At 62.7% G+C, this 17,394-nt stretch carries 17 protein-coding genes; 9 read left to right on the top strand and 8 right to left on the bottom strand.

What is annotated here, in order from left to right:
* Positions 1-69: 69 nt before the first annotated feature.
* Positions 70-462, top strand: coding sequence for a helix-turn-helix domain-containing protein (locus D8767_RS10295; RefSeq protein ID WP_016711601.1), 393 nt, complete (start codon positions 70-72; stop codon positions 460-462).
* Here the strand turns inward: D8767_RS10295 and D8767_RS10290 are convergent.
* The 3 genes from D8767_RS10290 to D8767_RS10280 are packed head-to-tail and all read right to left on the bottom strand — an operon-like array spanning position 459 to position 1,421.
* Entirely contained in the window at positions 459-821 is a 363-nt protein-coding gene (locus tag D8767_RS10290; protein WP_016711602.1) for a hypothetical protein, read from the bottom strand. The genes D8767_RS10295 and D8767_RS10290 overlap by 4 nt on opposite strands.
* Positions 814-1,161 (bottom strand): head completion/stabilization protein, encoded by a 348-nt coding sequence (locus D8767_RS10285; protein WP_016711603.1) that lies wholly within the window; start codon positions 1,159-1,161, stop codon positions 814-816. The genes D8767_RS10290 and D8767_RS10285 overlap by 8 nt, the downstream gene beginning before the upstream one ends.
* Before the next feature lie 11 nt (positions 1,162-1,172).
* On the bottom strand, positions 1,173-1,421 hold the full coding sequence (locus D8767_RS10280; protein WP_016711604.1) for a helix-turn-helix domain-containing protein: 249 nt from the start codon (positions 1,419-1,421) through the stop codon (positions 1,173-1,175).
* A 220-nt stretch (positions 1,422-1,641) separates the two neighbouring features.
* On the opposite strand from D8767_RS10280, the gene D8767_RS10275 reads away from it, so the two are divergent.
* Positions 1,642-3,705, top strand: a complete 2,064-nt coding sequence (locus tag D8767_RS10275; RefSeq protein WP_063977225.1) for a TonB-dependent receptor domain-containing protein — start codon at positions 1,642-1,644, stop codon at positions 3,703-3,705.
* A gap of 53 nt (positions 3,706-3,758) precedes the next feature.
* On the opposite strand, the gene chrR is transcribed toward D8767_RS10275, so the two are convergent.
* Complete coding sequence (gene chrR, locus D8767_RS10270; RefSeq protein ID WP_016711606.1) at positions 3,759-4,319, bottom strand: class I chromate reductase ChrR; 561 nt, start codon at positions 4,317-4,319, stop codon at positions 3,759-3,761.
* A 157-nt stretch (positions 4,320-4,476) separates the two neighbouring features.
* Here chrR and D8767_RS10265 point away from each other — a divergent pair, with 157 nt between their 5' ends.
* Positions 4,477-4,695 (top strand): hypothetical protein, encoded by a 219-nt coding sequence (locus tag D8767_RS10265; RefSeq protein WP_016488235.1) that lies wholly within the window; start codon positions 4,477-4,479, stop codon positions 4,693-4,695.
* Here D8767_RS10265 and D8767_RS10260 read toward each other — a convergent pair.
* The 4 genes from D8767_RS10260 to D8767_RS10245 all read right to left on the bottom strand — a co-directional run bounded on the left by D8767_RS10260 (position 4,679) and on the right by D8767_RS10245 (position 9,118).
* Entirely contained in the window at positions 4,679-6,928 is a 2,250-nt protein-coding gene (locus D8767_RS10260; protein ID WP_029380205.1) for an Orn/Lys/Arg decarboxylase N-terminal domain-containing protein, read from the bottom strand. The two genes, D8767_RS10265 and D8767_RS10260, sit on opposite strands and share 17 nt — an antisense overlap.
* A gap of 146 nt (positions 6,929-7,074) precedes the next feature.
* Entirely contained in the window at positions 7,075-7,833 is a 759-nt protein-coding gene (gene dnaQ, locus D8767_RS10255; protein ID WP_016711608.1) for a DNA polymerase III subunit epsilon, read from the bottom strand.
* 51 nt (positions 7,834-7,884) lie between these two features.
* The gene (gene rnhA, locus D8767_RS10250; protein ID WP_016711609.1) at positions 7,885-8,331 is read right to left on the bottom strand and encodes a ribonuclease HI; all 447 of its coding nucleotides are present in this window, start codon (positions 8,329-8,331) and stop codon (positions 7,885-7,887) included.
* A gap of 13 nt (positions 8,332-8,344) precedes the next feature.
* A complete protein-coding gene (locus D8767_RS10245) occupies positions 8,345-9,118 on the bottom strand; it encodes a class I SAM-dependent methyltransferase (protein WP_016711610.1) in 774 nt (257 codons plus the stop codon).
* An 85-nt stretch (positions 9,119-9,203) separates the two neighbouring features.
* Here D8767_RS10245 and gloB point away from each other — a divergent pair, with 85 nt between their 5' ends.
* The 6 genes from gloB (at position 9,204) to D8767_RS10215 (ending at position 17,394) form a co-directional block, all read left to right on the top strand.
* Positions 9,204-9,983: a hydroxyacylglutathione hydrolase gene (gene gloB / locus D8767_RS10240; protein ID WP_016711611.1), complete on the top strand. Its 780-nt coding sequence runs from the start codon at positions 9,204-9,206 to the stop codon at positions 9,981-9,983.
* A 100-nt stretch (positions 9,984-10,083) separates the two neighbouring features.
* Complete coding sequence (locus D8767_RS10235) at positions 10,084-11,514, top strand: lytic transglycosylase domain-containing protein (protein WP_016711612.1); 1,431 nt, start codon at positions 10,084-10,086, stop codon at positions 11,512-11,514.
* A gap of 122 nt (positions 11,515-11,636) precedes the next feature.
* Entirely contained in the window at positions 11,637-13,466 is a 1,830-nt protein-coding gene (locus tag D8767_RS10230; protein ID WP_201296070.1) for an extracellular solute-binding protein, read from the top strand.
* Complete coding sequence (locus D8767_RS10225; protein WP_016711614.1) at positions 13,463-15,298, top strand: extracellular solute-binding protein; 1,836 nt, start codon at positions 13,463-13,465, stop codon at positions 15,296-15,298. The genes D8767_RS10230 and D8767_RS10225 overlap by 4 nt, the downstream gene beginning before the upstream one ends.
* Before the next feature lies 1 nt (position 15,299).
* On the top strand, positions 15,300-16,373 hold the full coding sequence (locus D8767_RS10220) for a microcin C ABC transporter permease YejB (protein WP_016711615.1): 1,074 nt from the start codon (positions 15,300-15,302) through the stop codon (positions 16,371-16,373).
* A 1-nt stretch (position 16,374) separates the two neighbouring features.
* Positions 16,375-17,394, top strand: a complete 1,020-nt coding sequence (locus D8767_RS10215) for an ABC transporter permease (RefSeq protein ID WP_016711616.1) — start codon at positions 16,375-16,377, stop codon at positions 17,392-17,394.

Below are 17,394 nucleotides of genomic sequence, written 5' to 3'. Positions count from 1 at the left end.
GCAGGGCTGTATTCATAACGAGTAGTTTAAGCCCATGGAATATCATTAAACCAGTCATGGATATTTGTTATGAGTACTAACGTACTTGCCGAGGTGCTCACGCGCCTCAAGCTTCTTACCTGCTCCCAGTCCGACGCCGACCTGTCCCGTGCACTTTCCATCAGCCCGCAAACACTCAGTAGCTGGAAGGTGCGCGACAGCATCCCGTACGCACTTTGCGTGGATATTGCCAGGCAGCATGCATGCTCCCTGGACTGGCTACTGCTGGGTGAAACGGCACAGCGCCCCGTGCATGAATGTGAAGCCGGCTGGGAGGGCGACGTGCTCGAACGCCTGCGCGCACTCTCAGCGGACGATCGCAACACCATCCTGTTGCTCATCAAGGACAAGCAACGTATCCAGCAGCTGGAACAACAATTGAGCGAACTGCGCAGCCAGCTACCTCAGACCACCGGCAGCTAACCCCGGCGGCGCCAGCGCTGTATGAGCTCACGTGGGTCGAGCGTATCCAGCCAGACCATGACCTTGAGGCTGATGGGAATGACCACCACGGCGGCCACGAATGCCGCCATGCCTCGGGTCAGCAAGGGTGCCAGCGATGAAATCAGCGGCTCGAACAGGTGCCCCACCCCCACGGTCACGAACACCAGCAGCAATTTCTTGCCCAGCGTCAGGCGTCTGGTTGCATTGGTGATCAACCGGTCACGCGCAGCACTCACCAACAAAGCCCCTAGCAAAGCAGCGAACAACACACTGCCATCAACGCCCAACAGTTCGATCAGCGCCGAGGCAAAGCGGTCGAGAAAGGACTCGTCAGGCACGGGCAGCACTCCGACGGGACTTCGGCAGGTACGCGCCCGAGCCAAGGCTGTACAGGACCGCAGCTTCGACAAAACGGATGTAGCACACCCGCAAAGCGCGCCCCTGGTCGTGCCCGGTCACATCTTCAAGGCGCTTGTAACCGCGCTCTCGCAGCACTGCGCGCCAACGCGCGAACTCCCGTGCCGCATCAATGGCGGCGCAACGTGCAGCCACTTCCAGCGCGGCCTCACTGACGGGCTGCTGCATGTTCAGGCGTTCGCGTAGCCTGCCCAGGTGTACGCGGGGCCAGAACGGGTCATGGCTATCGGCATAGCGTGGCAATCCAGGTTCGTTGCTCATGCCCTACCCCCTCACTGCTCGGCCAGCATGCCGTAGCGAATGGCCTTGATTACCGCAGCCACCCGGGTAGGCACGTCGAATTTGCGCAGGATGTTGGACACATGAAAGTTCACCGTCGATTCCTTGCACTCAAGGATACGGCCGATCTCCCACGAGCTCTTGCCATAGGCACACCACAACAGCACTTGCCGTTCACGTGGCGTCAGGCGAACCGGGGCGTCCACCGGGGGTTGCTGCGGGTGTCGTGCGTTGTCAGTCATGCTTGTACTCCACAGGTGATTAAGGGGGGCATCGCTGCCGATCTGCAGTCACCTTACGAAGCGCATGCCGCGCCGCTCCACTGCTGCGGCTTGTAAAGAACTTTCGTACAAAACCGTCTGACGAAGGCTGCGCAAGATTTGCTGACTTTCTTCGTGCTCCAGGCGGCATTTCGCTCGTCTCAACGCCGTTGTCCATTCGCCTTTCGCCTGGAGTCGTACAATGCGTTCCGATTTACCCCTCTCGTCCTGCCTCGGCCTGCTGGCTGCCTTGACTGCCGCCCAGCCCGCCTTGGGGGCATCCTCGGTCGAGCTGGGCCAGGTGCTGATCACCGATGAGGAGCAGAACGAACTGACGGCAGCCAGCGAACGCCTGCGCGAAGTACCCGGCGCCAGCAACCTGGTGGACATGCAGCGCGTGCGGCAAGGCCGGGTGGCCAGCAACCAGGACGTGCTCGCCTACCAGCCTGGGGTGTTCGCCCAATCTGCGGGCAACGACGGCATCAAGCTGTCGATCCGCGGTTCGGGCATCAACCGCGCACCTGGGGCCCACGGTTCGGGGGTTTACACGATGTTCGACGGCCTGCCACTGACGGGCCCGGGCGGCACGCCCTATGAGTTGTTCGAACCGCTGTGGCTCAGCCGCGCCGAAGTGCTGAGCGGCGCCAATGGCTTCGACCAAGGCGCCTTGGCGCTCGGCGGCGCCATCAACTACATCACCCACACCGGCTACGACGCCGCGCCGTTGCAAGTGCGCTATGAGGTCGGCAGCCGTGGCTATCAGCACCGGCATATCAGCTCCGGCCAGGTGCTGGGCAACCTCGACTACTACGTGGCCCTGACCGATTCCGAGTATGACGGCTACCAGGCACACAGCAGCGGCAGCGCCAAAGGCATTGCCGCCAACGTCGGCTACCGTTTCAACCCCAACCTGGAAACCCGCTTTTACCTGCGCTACCGGGAAACCGAAAACGAACTGGCCGGGCGCCTGACCAAGGATCAGGTCAAGCACCACCCACGCGCGGCCAACCCAGCCTACCTGGCCCGCGACGACAGCCGTCCGCAACCGGGCAGCACCTGGGTCGGCAACAAGACCACCTTCTACCTCGACGACGATGCGCGCCTGGAAGCCGGGCTGGTCTACCACGACTACCCGATGGACCTGCGTGAAGGCCCGATGCGCCTGAAGGTGGCCTACACCGATGTGAGCGGTACGCTGAACTACTCACGCCGCGACACTCTGTTCGGCCACGAGAGCAAGACCACTGTCGGCTGGCGTACTACCAAGCACCTGCCCAACAGTGGCGCGTCACAGTTCGCGCGCAGTGGTGATGTGTTCGGTCCACGTACCCGCGACTTCACCTATCAGGGCTCGGACACCGTGGTGCATGCCGGCAACGACCTGGAACTGATCCCCAACCTGTGGCTGACCACCGGCCTGGCACTGATCTACACCCGCCGCGAGAGTGACGTGACCTACCCTGCCGAAGGCGGCAAGGTGAGCATGCATGACTGGGACTACGCGCCACGCCTGGGGTTGCGCTACGACATCCGTCCAGACCTGCAGGTGTACGGCAACCTCAGCCGCTCGGTAGAACCGCCGCATCCCTGGGCCCTGATCTGGAGTGCACCCACAGCCAACCAACCGATCGAAATGCAAAACCAGACGGCCACCACACTGGAATTGGGCACACGCGGCGAATCGGCATTCGGGCATTGGGATTTGGCATGGTACTACTCACAGGTTCGCCATGAATTGTTGGCGGTGGAAATCGTGCAAGGCGCCCCTGCCAAGGAGTTCAATGCCAGCGCCACCGTGCACCAAGGCGTGGAGGCGGGCCTGGACAGCACCCTGTGGGAACGCAGCGGCACCGGCAGGCTCAGCCTGCGCCAGGCCTACACCTTCAGTGACTTCCACTACCGCGATGACGACACGTTCGGTGACAACCGCCTGCCGGGCATCCCCATGCACTACTACCAGGCCGAATTGCGCTATGACTGGCCGAGCGGGTTCTATGCAGGGGTGAATACCCAGATGGCGTCCAAGGTGCAGGTGGACTACGCCAACAGCTACCACGCCGATGAATATGCCTTGCTCGGCGCGCGCCTTGGCTGGGATTCACCCAAGCAGGACTGGCAGACCTGGCTGGACCTGCGCAACCTCACCAACAAACGCTATGCCGCCACGGTGACGCCGACCTACAACGATGCCGGCAAGGACAATGCCCGCTCTACGCCGGGTGAAGGGTTCGGTGTATACGCCGGGGTTTCCTACAGTTTCCGCTAAACAGTAGGGGCCGCTGTGCGGCCCCAATGAAACCACCCCCGAATGAGCAGGTATCAAACCGCCCTGTTCAACTTCACCCACGAAGCAAACTTGTCGACAAACGCCTGCAAGAACGGCCGGGTATTGTCGTTGAGCTTGCCCGAGTCCTCGAACAGGCTCGCCGCGCCGCCAATATAGGCCTCGGGCATCTGCATGCAAGGCATGTCGAGAAACACCAGTGACTGGCGCACAGCATGGTTGGCACCAAAGCCGCCAATGGCCCCCGGCGACACACTCACCACCGCCGTCGGCTTGCCGCTCCAGGCACTTTGCCCGTAGGGCCGCGAGCCCACATCGATGGCATTTTTCAGGCAACCCGGCACCGAGCGGTTGTATTCCGGCGTGACAAACAGCACGGCATCACTGTCGCGGATCTCTTTTCGAAAACGCTCCCACGCCTTGGGCACCGCTTCGGCCTCGACGTCCTCGTTGTACAACGGCAAATCACCAATCTCGATAATTTTCAGGGCTAGGCTGGACGGCGCCAGCTCCGAAAGTGCGCGGGCGACCTTGCGGTTGTAGGACTCCTTGCGCAAGCTGCCGACGACAACCGCTACCGAATACACCTGGCTCATGGCAATTTCCATCCTGTGCTGGGTAAAGGGAAGTTCTAGTTATAGATGACCGTTCCTCGGTACTTTGGTTTTTTTTCCTCATGGAGAAAACTTCCGAGGCTGTTGTACGGTCTATGCCTTCAGACATTTTCTACGCAATTCAGAGGTTTCCACCCAAATGGCAGCAGTAATGGTCGGCCAATTCCACGCCCGTGACGCCGAAGGCCGTATCTACCCCGTGCACGAGTTCCAGGAGTCCACCCTGCAACTGGACGGCAGCACGCTGGGCGCCCCCATCACCACTTACCGCCTGGCCATCGGCGACAAGGTCAACCACCTGGGTGAAAACCGTTTCGAACTGGCACGCTCCGGCGTCGAGATCATTCGCATTCCTTGATGCAGTCCACAGTGTAGCCACCACTCTCGTTCTGCAGGCCATGCACGTCGGCGATAAAACCGGGAAACCCTTGGTTGAACGCCCGGGCAAAGGCCAGGTAATCGAGTATCGAGCGGGTCGCCTCGGTGAACCGCTCCCCCGGCATGATCAACGGAATGCCGGGCGGGTACGGCACCAGCATCACTGCCGCCACACGCCCCAGCAGTGCCTCGATCGGCACCGCCTCCACCTCGCCACGCACCATCTGGTCATAGGCCTGGGCCGGGCTCACGGCCACCTCCGGCAAGCGCGTGAACAGCCGTTTCAGTTGCTTGGCCGTGGCGTTGCTGCGGTAGCAGCCATGCAACTGTTCGCACAGGTCGCGCAGGCCCATCCCCCGGTAGCGTGAGGCATCGGCGGCCACCACGCTCGGCAAGCAGCTGCTCAGGGCAGTATTGCCATCGTAGTGGCGCTTGAACTCCAGCAACTCGGTCAGCAACGTGCTCCACTTGCCCTTGGTGATGCCCATGGAGAACAGCACCAGAAAGCTGTACAGGCCGGTTTTCTCCACCACCAGCCCCCGCTCCCAGAGAAACTTGCTGACCACCACCGCCGGGATACCGTGCTCGTCCAGTACACCACCCGCACTAAGGCCCGGCATCACCAGGGTTACCTTCAGCGGGTCGAGCAGCACGTACTCCTCCACCACCTCGCCAAAGCCATGCCACTCTGCGCCTGGTTGCAACAACCAGTCCTGCGCTTGCAGATGGTGAATACCTTCAGCGCTCGGCGGCTGCCAGATACTGAACCACCAATCGTCCGCAGCAATGTGTTCGCGCAGATTGGCCAGGGCCCGGCGAAAGCTCAGTGCCTCGTCGAACATTTCTTGCAGCAGCGAGCGCCCGGCCGGCCCCTCCATCATGGTCGAGGCCACGTCCAGCGAAGCGAGGATGCTGTACTGCGGCGAGGTCGAAATGTGCATCATGAACGCTTCGTTGAAGCGGTCGCGGTCCAGTTGGCGCCTGGCCCCGTCTTGCACATGAATCATGGAAGCCTGACTGAACGCCGCCAGCAGCTTGTGGGTGGAATGGGTACTGAACACCAGCGGGCTATCATCCGCGCAGGCAGTGCCCATGGCATAACGCCCGGTGAAGAATTCATGAAACGCCGCATAGGCAAACCAGGCCTCGTCGAAGTGCAGCACCTCGACACTGCTGCCCAAGGTCTGCTTGATCAGCCCTGCGTGGTAACACAAGCCGTCATAGGTGGAGTTGGTCACCACCGCCAGCTTGATGCGCGGCGCCCGACCACGGGCGAGCGGGTTGGCCTGGATCTTCGCCTGAATTGCCTCAGGGCTGAACTCGCTGAGCGGGATCGGGCCGATGATGCCCAGTTCGTTACGCTCCGGGCACAGGTACAACGGAATGGCGCCGGTCATGATGATCGCGTGGACCACCGACTTGTGGCAGTTGCGGTCCACCAGCACCAGGTCGTCACGGCCTACCATGGCGTGCCAGACGATCTTGTTGGCCGTAGAGGTGCCATTGATGACAAAGAAGGTATGGTCGGCGCCGAAGTTGCGGGCGGCCCTGGCCTCGGCTTCAGCCAAGGGGCCGGTGTGGTCGAGCAGCGACCCCAGCTCCGGCACCGAAACCGACAGATCGGAGCGCAGCGTGTTTTCCCCGAAAAACTGGTGAAAGGCCTGGCCTACCGGGCTTTTATGGTAGGCCACGCCACCACCATGGCCCGGGGTGTGCCAGGAATAGTTGGACTGCGCGGTGTGCTGCACCAACGCCTTGAAGAAAGGCGGCAACAGGCCATCGAGGTAGCTGTGTGCGGCACGCGCCACCTGGCGGGCAAGAAACGGTACGGTGTCTTCGAACAGGTACAGGATGCCGCGCAGCTGGTTGAGCTCGCTCATGGCTTCGGCAGGGGCGTTTTCCAGGGTGACCTGCTCACCCAGGGCGAAGATCGGCAGGTTGGGTGCACGCAGGCGAGCCAGGCGGATCAGCTCGGCCATGTTCTGCAACAGGTGGGTATTTTCGCCGGCGCCTTCTGCGGCAATCAGCATACAGGCCAGGCCGTGGTGGGTGGCGGCGACCAGCCGCGCTTCGGCGTGGTCGGCGGCGGCGAGGATGGCGAAGCCGTCCTGGCGCAGCTCCTCGGCAATGCCCCTCACGCGCTCGCCGGCAACACTGTCAGCCTTGATGGCGCGGTGGACGATGAGGATGGGGAACTTGAGGTCCTTGTACATCAGGTGGCTACCTCCGAAGGACAGGGCGTCCATTTCAGGGTAGTTGACGTGCCTGTCTTGAGTGTTGAGGTGGCGCGTAAATCGAGCGCCGCGCGGGCGGCGCTCGATCTCACTGGCACCACAAAACCCGCGACAAGCGCAGAAAATCAGCCAGCAGGTGTCTCGGTAAGAACCTGCCACATGGAAGGCCCACCCGCCGACTTGGCAATGGCCGCCAGGCGCTCGGCATGCGCCTCAAGCTCCTCGGCACTGGCCATGATCACCCGCCCAGGCGCACGCCCGGTAATCCGGCGGATCTCGCTGCCACCACTGCCCTGCCCATCACCCTCGGCATCTGCCCCATGCCCAGCCAGCGAAAGGCTGGTCTGGCCACCGGTCATCGCCAGATAGACATCTGCCAGCAGTTCCGAGTCGAGCAGTGCGCCGTGCAGTTCACGGCCCGAGTTGTCGATGTCGTAGCGTTTGCACAACGCATCAAGGCTGTTGCGCTGCCCCGGGTGACGCGAACGTGCCAACAGCAGGGTATCGAGGATGGTGCAATACTGCGAAACGTCCGCACGGTCGTGCTGACCGAGCAGGGCAAATTCGTTGTTGATGAAGCCAACGTCGAACGCCGCGTTATGGATAACCAGCGTGGCGCCCTGAATGAAATCGAAGAACTCTTCGGCCACATCACCAAAGCGCGGCTTGCCGACCAGGAAGGCATCGGTGATGCCGTGGACGTTGATCGCGCCCTCGTCACTCTCGCGGTCCGGCTGCAGGTAAACGTGGAAGTGCCGCCCGGTCAGGCGCCGGCCGATGACTTCGACACAGCCGATCTCGATGATCCGGTGGCCTTCGCTGACCGGCATACCCGTGGTTTCGGTATCGAGAATGACGAACCGCTTATCTTGCTGCTGCTCCACGCGGGGCGCTCCAACTTGCATCAGTTACAAAGGCGGCAATTGTACCCCAGCTCAACGCTGGGCGCGTACTTCGTCCACGCCCCGGTTGGCCAGCTGGTCGGCGCGTTCGTTGCCGGGGTGGCCGATGTGGCCGCGCACCCACTTCCAGGTCACTTTGTGGCGGTTGACCTGTTCATCCAGTTGCTGCCACAGGTCGGCATTCTTGACCGGCTCCTTGGCCGCTGTCTTCCAGCCGCGCTTCTTCCAGTTGACCATCCACTCGTTGATGCCCTTCATCACGTACTGCGAGTCGGTAGTCAACACCACTTCGCATTCACGCTTCAGCGCCATCAACCCCTGGATCGCGGCCATCAGCTCCATGCGGTTGTTGGTGGTTTCGCGTTCGCCGCCCCACAGTTCCTTCTCGACGCCCTTGTAGATCATCAGGACACCCCAGCCACCCGGGCCAGGGTTGCCCTTGCAGGCACCATCGGTAAACATCTCGACGCTTTCGCTCATGTACCACTCATGTTCAGTGCTTTTCAGTATCAGGGTTCACCGCCGTGCGGTTGACCTTGGCCAGCGGCAGCGGCAGCAACTTGCCCATTGGTTCGCGGCGCTCCGGCCGCAGCGGCCGCAGGCCGACCACCATCTTGCGCGCCACCAGCAGGTACACGCCACCACCCGAGCTTTGCCAGCCACCTGCCAGCCGTTCCCAGCCCTCCAGGCGTTGCTGCCAGGCCGGTGAGGCAAGCGGCGGACGATAGCACCCGAAGCGGCGTTTCTCCAGCGCGAAGCCCAGCAGGTTGAGCCAGTCCCCCACCCGAGACGGCGAGATGCACCGGGCCTTGCGCAACGCCCCATGGCTGAAGAAATGGCGCATGCCCCAGCTGCTCCAGGGGTTGATCCCGACAATCAGCAGATGCCCGCCCGGGCGCACGGCGCTGGCGGCCTCGCGCAGCAGGCCATGGGGCGACAGGCAGAAGTCCAGGCCATGTTGCAGCACCACCACGTCGGCAGCATGCTCGCTCAGCGGCCAGGCCTGTTCCTCGCACACAATCTCCACGCCCGGTAGCGGCGCGCCGAGGCGCACGTTGCGCTGCACCTGGGGCGCGCTCGGTGGCGGCTCGGCACAAGGCCCGTAATGCACAAGGTACCCGCCGAAGAAGCGCCCCAGCTCTTCTTCCAGCAGTTTTTCCTCCTCTTTGAGCATCAGCTGGCCGAGTGGGCCGTTGAACCACTCACGGGCCAGGCTGATCAGCTTGACCCAGTCCGGGTCGGCCTGGGCAAAGGCTTGGTCGGTCATTGCGCTCTCCCTCGAAGGTTCTCGCACCGCGCCATCGCGGCTAAGATGCCCTCATGTGCCACGCTAGGCGAATCGGATCCGCACCATGATACAGATCGATGCTCTCCCCGCTTTCTCCGACAACTACATCTGGTTGTTACAGGATACTGCCAAACGCCGCTGCGCGGTGGTCGACCCAGGTGACGCCGGTCCGGTGGAACGCTGGCTGGCGGCCAATCCCGAGTGGGTGCTCAGCGATATCCTGATTACCCACCACCACAACGACCATGTCGGCGGCGTAGAACGGCTCAAGCAACTGACCGATGCGCGTGTCTGCGGCCCGGCCCACGAACGTATTCCCTGCCGCGACCTGGCGCTGGACGAAGGCGATCAGGTCACTGTGCTGGGCGTGGCCTTCCAGGTGCTGGCCGTACCCGGCCACACCCTGGGGCATATCGCGTTCTTCAGCGACCAGCCGGCAACGCCCGTGCTGTTCAGCGGCGACACCCTGTTCGCCGCCGGATGCGGTCGCATGTTCGAGGGTACACCCGAACAGATGCAACCCGCCCTCGCCCGCCTAGCGGCGCTGCCGGCGCAAACAGAAGTGTACTGCGCCCACGAATACACCCTCAGCAACCTGCGTTTTGCCAGAGCGGTGGAACCCACCAACCCGCACGTTCTGAAGCGGTTCGAGGACGTTACCCGTTTGCGCGCCGACAATCGCATCACCTTGCCATCAACCATTGGCCTGGAACGCCTGACCAACCCCTTCCTGCGTACCTCTGAAACATTAGTTAAACAAAAAGCAGACGAATGGAAGGGACATCCAAACGACTCGCAGGTCACTGTTTTTGCTGCCTTGAGGTCTTGGAAGGACACCTTCTGATAACCGCAAGATATATCGCAAGTGATGGTCAAAGGTTGACCAGGCCCGGAGCGGTTTCTAGAATCGCCGAAATTTTTCGCCCGGATACCTGTGTCAGCCGATGTCTTCCCGTAGCCGCAGAACCTCTCATTCCGTTGCCCTGACGCGCCTGGCCCAAATCAGTGCGCTGGCCCTGGCCGCCACCTTGGTGGGCTGCCAGAGCACCCGTCAGCTCGACGAATCCGAAAGCGTTCGCGCGCACAACTACCAGGCGCGGATCAAGCACAAACCTTCACCGCTGCTGGTCAAGCCGGCCGAACAGGCACCGCAGGATGTCTGGGAGCGCATGCGCCAGGGCTTCGCCCTGCAGGATGGCATCGACGTCAACCCGCGTATCGAGCAGCAGCGCCTGTGGTTCGCCAGTAACCCGAGCTTCATCGAAAGCGCCGGCGAGCGTGGCAGCCTCTACCTGCATTACATTGTCGAACGCCTTGAAGAGCGCGACATGCCGCTGGAACTGGCCCTGCTGCCGGCCATCGAAAGCGCCTACAACCCGATGGCCTACTCGCGTGCCCACGCGGCGGGGATGTGGCAGTTCATCCCGTCAACCGGCCGCCACTTCAACCTGCGCCAGACCAACTTCTACGACGGTCGTCGCGACGTCACCGCTTCGACCAACGCAGCGCTGGACTACCTGTCCCGCCTGCACGACATGTTCAACGGTGACTGGCTGCTGGCCCTGGCCGCCTACAACGCCGGTGAAGGCACCGTCAGCCGCGCCATCGAACGCAACGAACGGCTCGGCCTGCCAACCGACTACTGGAACCTGCCCCTGCCACAGGAAACCCGCGACTACGTGCCCAAGCTGCTGGCCCTGTCGCAGGTGGTGCTCACCCCTGAAGCCTACGGCGTGAACCTGAACCCGATCGCCAACGAACCCTACTTCGAGGCGGTGGCCATCAACGACCGCCTGGACCTTTCGCGGGTGGCAGCCTTTGCCAACATCGACGAAGACGAGCTGATCCAGCTCAACCCGGCGTTCAAGAAGCGCATGACCGTAGACGGCCCGCAGCAGTTGCTGGTGCCGACCGCCAAGGCACAACTGCTGAGCGACAGCCTGTCCAACCTCAAGCCCGAGCAATTGGTCAGCCTGCAGCCGAACAAAGCCGTATTCGCCCGTGCCGTGGCCGAAGCCAAGGCACCGGTTGCAGCGCGTAGCTACCGGGTCAAGCGCGGTGACAATCTGGTCGCCATCGCCAAGGCCAACCGCGTGTCGGTCAAGGACATCAAGCGCTGGAACCGCCTCTCCGGTAACAACCTGCGCGCAGGCCAGGTACTGGCCTTGCGCGGTGGCAACGCACCGAGCGCCGCTGGCAACCGGGTGGCGGCATCCGGGAAGCGCTCCACGCAATACAAGGTACGCAAGGGCGACTCGCTGTACCTGGTGGCCAAGCGCTTCAACGTGGAAATGCAGCACCTCAAGCGCTGGAACCCGCGCAGCGGCCATGCCCTCAAGCCAGGCCAGACCCTGACCGTCTACCTCTCGCATTGATTCAGGGCCAAGGGGCTGCCTTGCAGTCCCTTGCAATCCTCTGAACCGCACTCTTTTTCCAACCCTACCAAGCTGTTACTGTACCCCGATCAAAGCCCAACGCCTCTGGATCGGATGCCGACTTGATACGTCCCCTCCTGCTGTCACTCAGCCTGGCCTTGAGCTTTCCCGCAGCCGCGATGGTGAGCGAAAGCCACGGATACGCGCAGTTCGGCACGCTCAAGTACCCAGCCACCTTCACCCATTTCGACTGGGTCAACCCGCAAGCGCCCAAGGGCGGCACCTTGCGGGCCATGGCCTTTGGTACGTTCGATACCCTCAACCCCTACACCTTCAAGGGGTCGAGCCCGATTACCACGCCCAATTTCCAGCAATACGGCATCAGCGAGCTGAACGAGCCACTGATGGTCGGCACCGGCCAGTACGACCCGTCCGGCGACGAGCCGACCTCCAGCTACGGCCTGATCGCCCGCTCGGTGGAGTACAGCGAAGACCGCAGCTGGGTGGTGTTCAACCTGCGCCCGGAAGCCCGCTGGCATGACGGCCAGCCGATCACCTCGGCAGACGTGGCCTTTTCCTACCGCACCCTGCTCAAGGACGGCCACCCGATCTACCGCACCAACCTGCAGGAAGTGCAACGGGTGGACATCCTCGGCCCACTGCGTATCCGCTTCGTGTTCAAGCGCGCCGGCAACCCGCTGCTGATCCTGCGCCTGGGCGAAATGCCGGTGCTGCCCAAGCACTACTGGCAAAAGCGCGATTTCAAGGCCACCACCTTCGAGCCACCGCTGGGCAGCGGCCCCTACCGCATCACTGAAGTTCAGCCCGGCCGCCGGCTGGTGTTCGAACGGGTGAAGAACTACTGGGGCAAGGACCTGGCAGTCAACCGTGGCAAGTACAACTTCAAGCGCGTGGAGTACGAGTTCTACCGCGACGCCACCGTGGCCTTCGAAGCCTTCAAGGCCGGCGAATTCGACATCTATATCGAGCACCAGGCCAAGAACTGGGCCAACGGCTACAACTTCCCGGCCGTGCGCCGTGGCGAGGTCATCAAGGCCCAGATCCCGCACCAGATCCCCACGCAAACCCAGGGCCTGTTCATGAACAGCCGCCGCGCCACCTTCAGCGACCCGCGGGTACGCCAGGCGCTGGGGCTGATGCTCGACTTCGAGTGGACCAACCGCGCCCTGTTCAGCAGCGCCTACCGCCGCTCGACCAGCTATTACCCCAACAGCGAGTTCGCCGCCAGCGGCCTGCCCACCGGCAAGGAATGGCTGCTGCTGGCGCCGTTCCGCGACCAGTTGCCGGCAAAGCTGTTCAGCGAACCCTACAAGGTCAGCCAGACCGATGGCCGCGGCATCAGCCGCCAGACCCTGCGCCAGGCCCTGGGCCTGCTTGCCGAGGCCGGCTGGAAGCTCAATGGCCAGCGCCTGGTCGACAGCAAGGGCCAGCAGCTGCGTATGGAACTGCTGCTGGTAAACCCCAACCTTGAACGCATCCTGCAACCTTATGTCGAAAATCTGTCCAGCATCGGCATCGATGCGCGCTTGCGCACCGTGGACCGCGCCCAGTACAAACAACGCCTGGACCAGTTCGATTTCGACATGATTCTGATGACCCTGAACCAGACCCTAAGCCCCGGCCTCGAACAGTGGTTGTACTTCCATTCCAGCCAGGCCGCCACCAAGGGCAGCAAGAACTATGCTGGGGTCAGGGACCCGGTGGTCGACCACCTGCTCGACACCCTGCTGGCTGCGCGTACCCGCGACGACCAGATCGCCGCCGCCCGCGCCCTGGACCGCGTGCTTTCATGGCAGTACTACATGATCCCCAACTGGTACCTCGACAATCATCGCCTGGCCTACCGCAACCGGTTCGCCTTCGTCACCACCCCGCCCTACACCCTGGGGCTGAACAGCTGGTGGATCAAGACTTCGGAGAAAGCCCAATGACGCCAACGCACCCACTGCGCCGGCTGGCAGGCAGCCTGTTGCTCGCCTGCCTGAGCCTTCCCGCCCTGGCCGCACCGCAACACGCACTCACCCTGTACGACGAGCCGCCCAAGTACCCCGCCGACTTCAAGCACTTCGACTACGTCAACCCGGATGCGCCCAAGGGCGGTACCTTCCGCCAGTCCAGCTTCGGCGGCTTCGACAGCCTCAACCCGTTCATCAACAAAGGCGTATCGGCCGAGAACATCAGCATCATCTACGACACCCTGATGCGCCAGAGCCAGGACGAGCCGTTCACCGAGTACGGCCTTGTGGCCGCCAGGATCGAGAAGGCACCTGACAACAGCTGGGTGCGCTTCTACTTGCGCCCGGAGGCTCGCTTCCACGACGGCCACCCGATGCGTGCCGAAGACGTGGTATTCACCTTCAACGCGTTGATCAAGGACGGTGCGCCGCTGTACCGCCAGTACTATGCCGACGTCGCCGAGGTGGTCGCCGAAGACCCGCTCAAGGTGCTGTTCACGTTCAAGCACAAGGGTAACCGCGAGCTGCCGCTGATTCTCGGCCAGCTGCCAGTGCTGCCCAAGCATTGGTACGAAAACCGCGACTTCAACCGCGGCAACCTGGAAATCCCGCTGGGCAGCGGCCCGTACAAGGTCGCCGAGGTGAAGGCCGGGCGCTCGGTGCGCTACGAGCGGGTCAAGGATTACTGGGGCAAGGACCTGCCGATCAACCGCGGGTTCTATAACTTCGATGCCATGACCTTCGACTCCTACCGCGACACCACCGTCGCGCTGGAAGCACTCAAGGCCGGCGCGTTCGACTACGCGCTGGAGGTCAGTGCAAAAAACTGGGCCACCGCCTACAACGTACCCGCCGTGCGCGACGGCCGCCTGATCAAGGAAGAGCTGCCCAACGGCAACCCCACCGGCATGCAAGGTTTCATTTTCAACATCCGCCGCCCGGTGTTCCAGGATATACGCGTGCGCCAGGCCCTGAGCCTGCTGCTGGACTACGAGTGGACCAACAAACAGCTGTTCAACGGCGCCTACACCCGCACCGGCAGCTACTTCGACAACTCGGAAATGGCCGCCCACGGCCTGCCCAGCGCCAGCGAGCTGAAAATCCTCGAACCGCTGCGTGGCAAAGTCCCCGAACAGGTCTTCACCGAGGCCTTCAAGAACCCGGTCAGCGATGGCAGCGGCATGATCCGCGAGCAACAGCGCCAGGCCTACAAGCTGTTGCAGGAAGCCGGCTGGAAGATTGTCGACGACAAGATGGTCGACGCTCAGGGTAAACCGGTCAGCATCGAGTTCCTGCTGGCACAAACCGAGTTCGAACGCATCCTGCTGCCGTTCAAGCGTAACCTTGCCGACCTCGGCATCGACCTGAACATCCGCCGGGTCGACGTTTCCCAGTACATCACGCGCCTGCGCTCGCGTGACTACGACATGATCGTTGGCGGCTACCCGCAGTCCAACTCGCCGGGCAACGAGCAGCGCGAGTTCTGGTCCAGCGCCGCCGCCGACAACCCCGGCAGCCGCAACTTCATCGGCCTGCGCGACCCGGCTATCGACCAACTGGTGGAAGCGCTGATCAACGCCGACTCGCGCCAGAGCCTGGTCGACCACTGCCGCGCCCTCGACCGGGTGCTGCTGTGGGGCTACTACGTGATCCCCAACTGGCACATCAAGACCTGGCGCGTGGCCTACTGGAACCACATCGGCCACCCGGATGTTTCGCCCAAGTACGACATCGGCATCGACACCTGGTGGATCAAGCCCGGGGTAACCCCGGCGGTCAGCGAAGCCCCTGCGGACGAGGCCAACTAAGATGCTGGCCTATATCCTGCGCCGCCTGCTGCTGATCATCCCGACCCTGTTCGGCATCCTGATCATCAACTTCATCATCGTCCAGGCCGCCCCCGGTGGCCCGGTCGAGCAGATGATCGCCAAGCTCGAAGGTTTCGAAGGCGCCACCAGCCGCATTGCCGGTGGCGGCGCCGAGGTCTCCGTGGCCGGCTCCAACTACCGTGGCGCCCAAGGCCTGGACCCGGCGCTGATCGCCGAAATCGAGCGCATGTACGGCTTCGACAAGTCGCCGCCCGAGCGCCTGTGGATCATGATCAAGAACTACGCCCAGCTGGACTTCGGCGACAGCTTCTTCCGTGATGCCAAGGTCGTCGACCTGATTATCGAGAAAATGCCCGTGTCGATCTCGCTGGGGCTGTGGAGCACGCTGATCATGTACCTGATCTCGATCCCGCTGGGGATCGCCAAGGCGGTGCGCCACGGCAGCCACTTCGACGTGTGGACCAGCTCGGCAATCATCGTCGGCTACGCCATCCCGGCGTTCCTGTTCGCCATCCTGCTGATCGTGCTGTTCGCCGGCGGCAGCTATTTCGACTGGTTCCCGCTGCGCGGCCTCACTTCCAACAATTTCGACGAGCTGAGCACCACAGGTAAAGTGCTGGACTACTTCTGGCACCTGGTGCTGCCGATTACCGCGCTGGTCATCGGCAACTTCGCCACCATGACCCTGCTGACCAAGAACAGCTTCCTCGACGAGATCAACAAACAATACGTGGTCACCGCCAAGGCCAAAGGCCTGAGCCGGCCACGGGTGCTGTATGGCCACGTGTTCCGCAATGCCATGCTGTTGGTGATCGCCGGCTTCCCTTCGGCGTTCATCGGCATCTTCTTTACCGGCTCGTTGCTGATCGAGGTGATCTTCAGCCTCGACGGCCTGGGGCTTATGAGTTTCGAGGCGGCCATCAACCGCGACTACCCGGTGGTCTTCGGCACCCTGTTCATCTTCACCCTGCTGGGGCTGGTGGTGAAACTGATCGGCGACCTGACCTACACCCTGGTCGATCCACGCATCGACTTCGCCAGCCGGGAGCAATGACATGGCCTTGTCCCCCCTCAACCGTCGGCGCTTCGAGCGCTTCAAGGCCAACCGCCGTGGCTGGTGGTCGCTGTGGCTGTTCCTGATCCTGTTCGGCCTGAGCCTGGGCGCCGAGCTGATCGCCAACGACAAGCCAATTGCCGTGCGCTACGACGGCGAGTGGTACTTCCCGGCGTTCAAGCGCTACCCGGAAACCACGTTCGGCGGCGAGTTCCCGCTGGAAGCCAACTACAAGAGCCCGTACATCCGCGAACTGCTGGAAAAGAAAGACAGCTTCGTGCTGTGGGCGCCTATCCCGTTCAGCTACCAGAGCATCAACTACGACCTGCGCGTGCCCGCCCCTGCGCCGCCCTCGGCGGACAACTGGCTGGGCACCGACGACCAGGGCCGCGACGTACTGGCGCGGGTGATCTACGGCTTCCGCATTTCGGTGCTGTTTGCCCTCACCTTGACCGTGGCCAGCTCCATCGTCGGCGTCATTGCCGGCGCTTTGCAGGGCTTTTATGGCGGCTGGGTCGACCTGGCCGGGCAACGTTTTCTGGAGATCTGGTCCGGCCTGCCTGTGCTGTACCTGCTGATCATCCTGGCGAGCTTCGTGCAGCCCAACTTCTGGTGGTTGTTGGGCATCATGCTGCTGTTCTCGTGGATGAGCCTGGTGGACGTGGTACGCGCCGAGTTCCTGCGCGGGCGCAACCTGGAATACGTGCGCGCCGCCCGCGCGTTAGGCATGCGCAACGGCGCGATCATGTACCGGCACATCCTGCCCAACGCCATGATCTCGACCATGACCTTCATGCCGTTCATCCTCACCGGGGCCATCGGCACCCTCACCGCCCTGGACTTCCTCGGCTTCGGCCTGCCTGCCGGTTCACCATCGCTGGGCGAACTGGTGGCCCAGGGCAAGTCCAACCTGCAGGCGCCGTGGCTGGGCATCAGCGCCTTTGCCGTGCTGGCGCTGATGCTGAGCCTGCTGGTGTTCATCGGCGAATCCGCCCGCGATGCCTTCGACCCGAGGAAGTGA

Origin of the sequence: Pseudomonas sp. LTGT-11-2Z, from assembly GCF_003691445.1 — a bacterium.
Lineage (GTDB): Bacteria > Pseudomonadota > Gammaproteobacteria > Pseudomonadales > Pseudomonadaceae > Aquipseudomonas > Aquipseudomonas monteilii.
The sequence above is the reverse complement of the archived record's forward strand: the minus strand, read 5'-3'. Positions and strand labels throughout refer to the sequence as shown.

Excerpts from the sequence above, each read along its gene's own strand:
- D8767_RS10295 (WP_016711601.1), top strand. The coding sequence starts at position 70 with ATGAGTACTAACGTACTTGCCGAGGTGCTCACGCGCCTCAAGCTTCTT.
- D8767_RS10285 (WP_016711603.1), bottom strand. The coding sequence starts at position 1,161 with ATGAGCAACGAACCTGGATTGCCACGCTATGCCGATAGCCATGACCCG.
- D8767_RS10280 (WP_016711604.1), bottom strand. The coding sequence starts at position 1,421 with ATGACTGACAACGCACGACACCCGCAGCAACCCCCGGTGGACGCCCCG.
- D8767_RS10275 (WP_063977225.1), top strand. The coding sequence starts at position 1,642 with ATGCGTTCCGATTTACCCCTCTCGTCCTGCCTCGGCCTGCTGGCTGCC.
- chrR (WP_016711606.1), bottom strand. The coding sequence starts at position 4,319 with ATGAGCCAGGTGTATTCGGTAGCGGTTGTCGTCGGCAGCTTGCGCAAG.
- D8767_RS10265 (WP_016488235.1), top strand. The coding sequence starts at position 4,477 with ATGGCAGCAGTAATGGTCGGCCAATTCCACGCCCGTGACGCCGAAGGC.
- D8767_RS10260 (WP_029380205.1), bottom strand. The coding sequence starts at position 6,928 with ATGTACAAGGACCTCAAGTTCCCCATCCTCATCGTCCACCGCGCCATC.
- rnhA (WP_016711609.1), bottom strand. The coding sequence starts at position 8,331 with ATGAGCGAAAGCGTCGAGATGTTTACCGATGGTGCCTGCAAGGGCAAC.
- D8767_RS10245 (WP_016711610.1), bottom strand. The coding sequence starts at position 9,118 with ATGACCGACCAAGCCTTTGCCCAGGCCGACCCGGACTGGGTCAAGCTG.
- gloB (WP_016711611.1), top strand. The coding sequence starts at position 9,204 with ATGATACAGATCGATGCTCTCCCCGCTTTCTCCGACAACTACATCTGG.
- D8767_RS10235 (WP_016711612.1), top strand. The coding sequence starts at position 10,084 with ATGTCTTCCCGTAGCCGCAGAACCTCTCATTCCGTTGCCCTGACGCGC.
- D8767_RS10225 (WP_016711614.1), top strand. The coding sequence starts at position 13,463 with ATGACGCCAACGCACCCACTGCGCCGGCTGGCAGGCAGCCTGTTGCTC.
- D8767_RS10220 (WP_016711615.1), top strand. The coding sequence starts at position 15,300 with ATGCTGGCCTATATCCTGCGCCGCCTGCTGCTGATCATCCCGACCCTG.
- D8767_RS10215 (WP_016711616.1), top strand. The coding sequence starts at position 16,375 with ATGGCCTTGTCCCCCCTCAACCGTCGGCGCTTCGAGCGCTTCAAGGCC.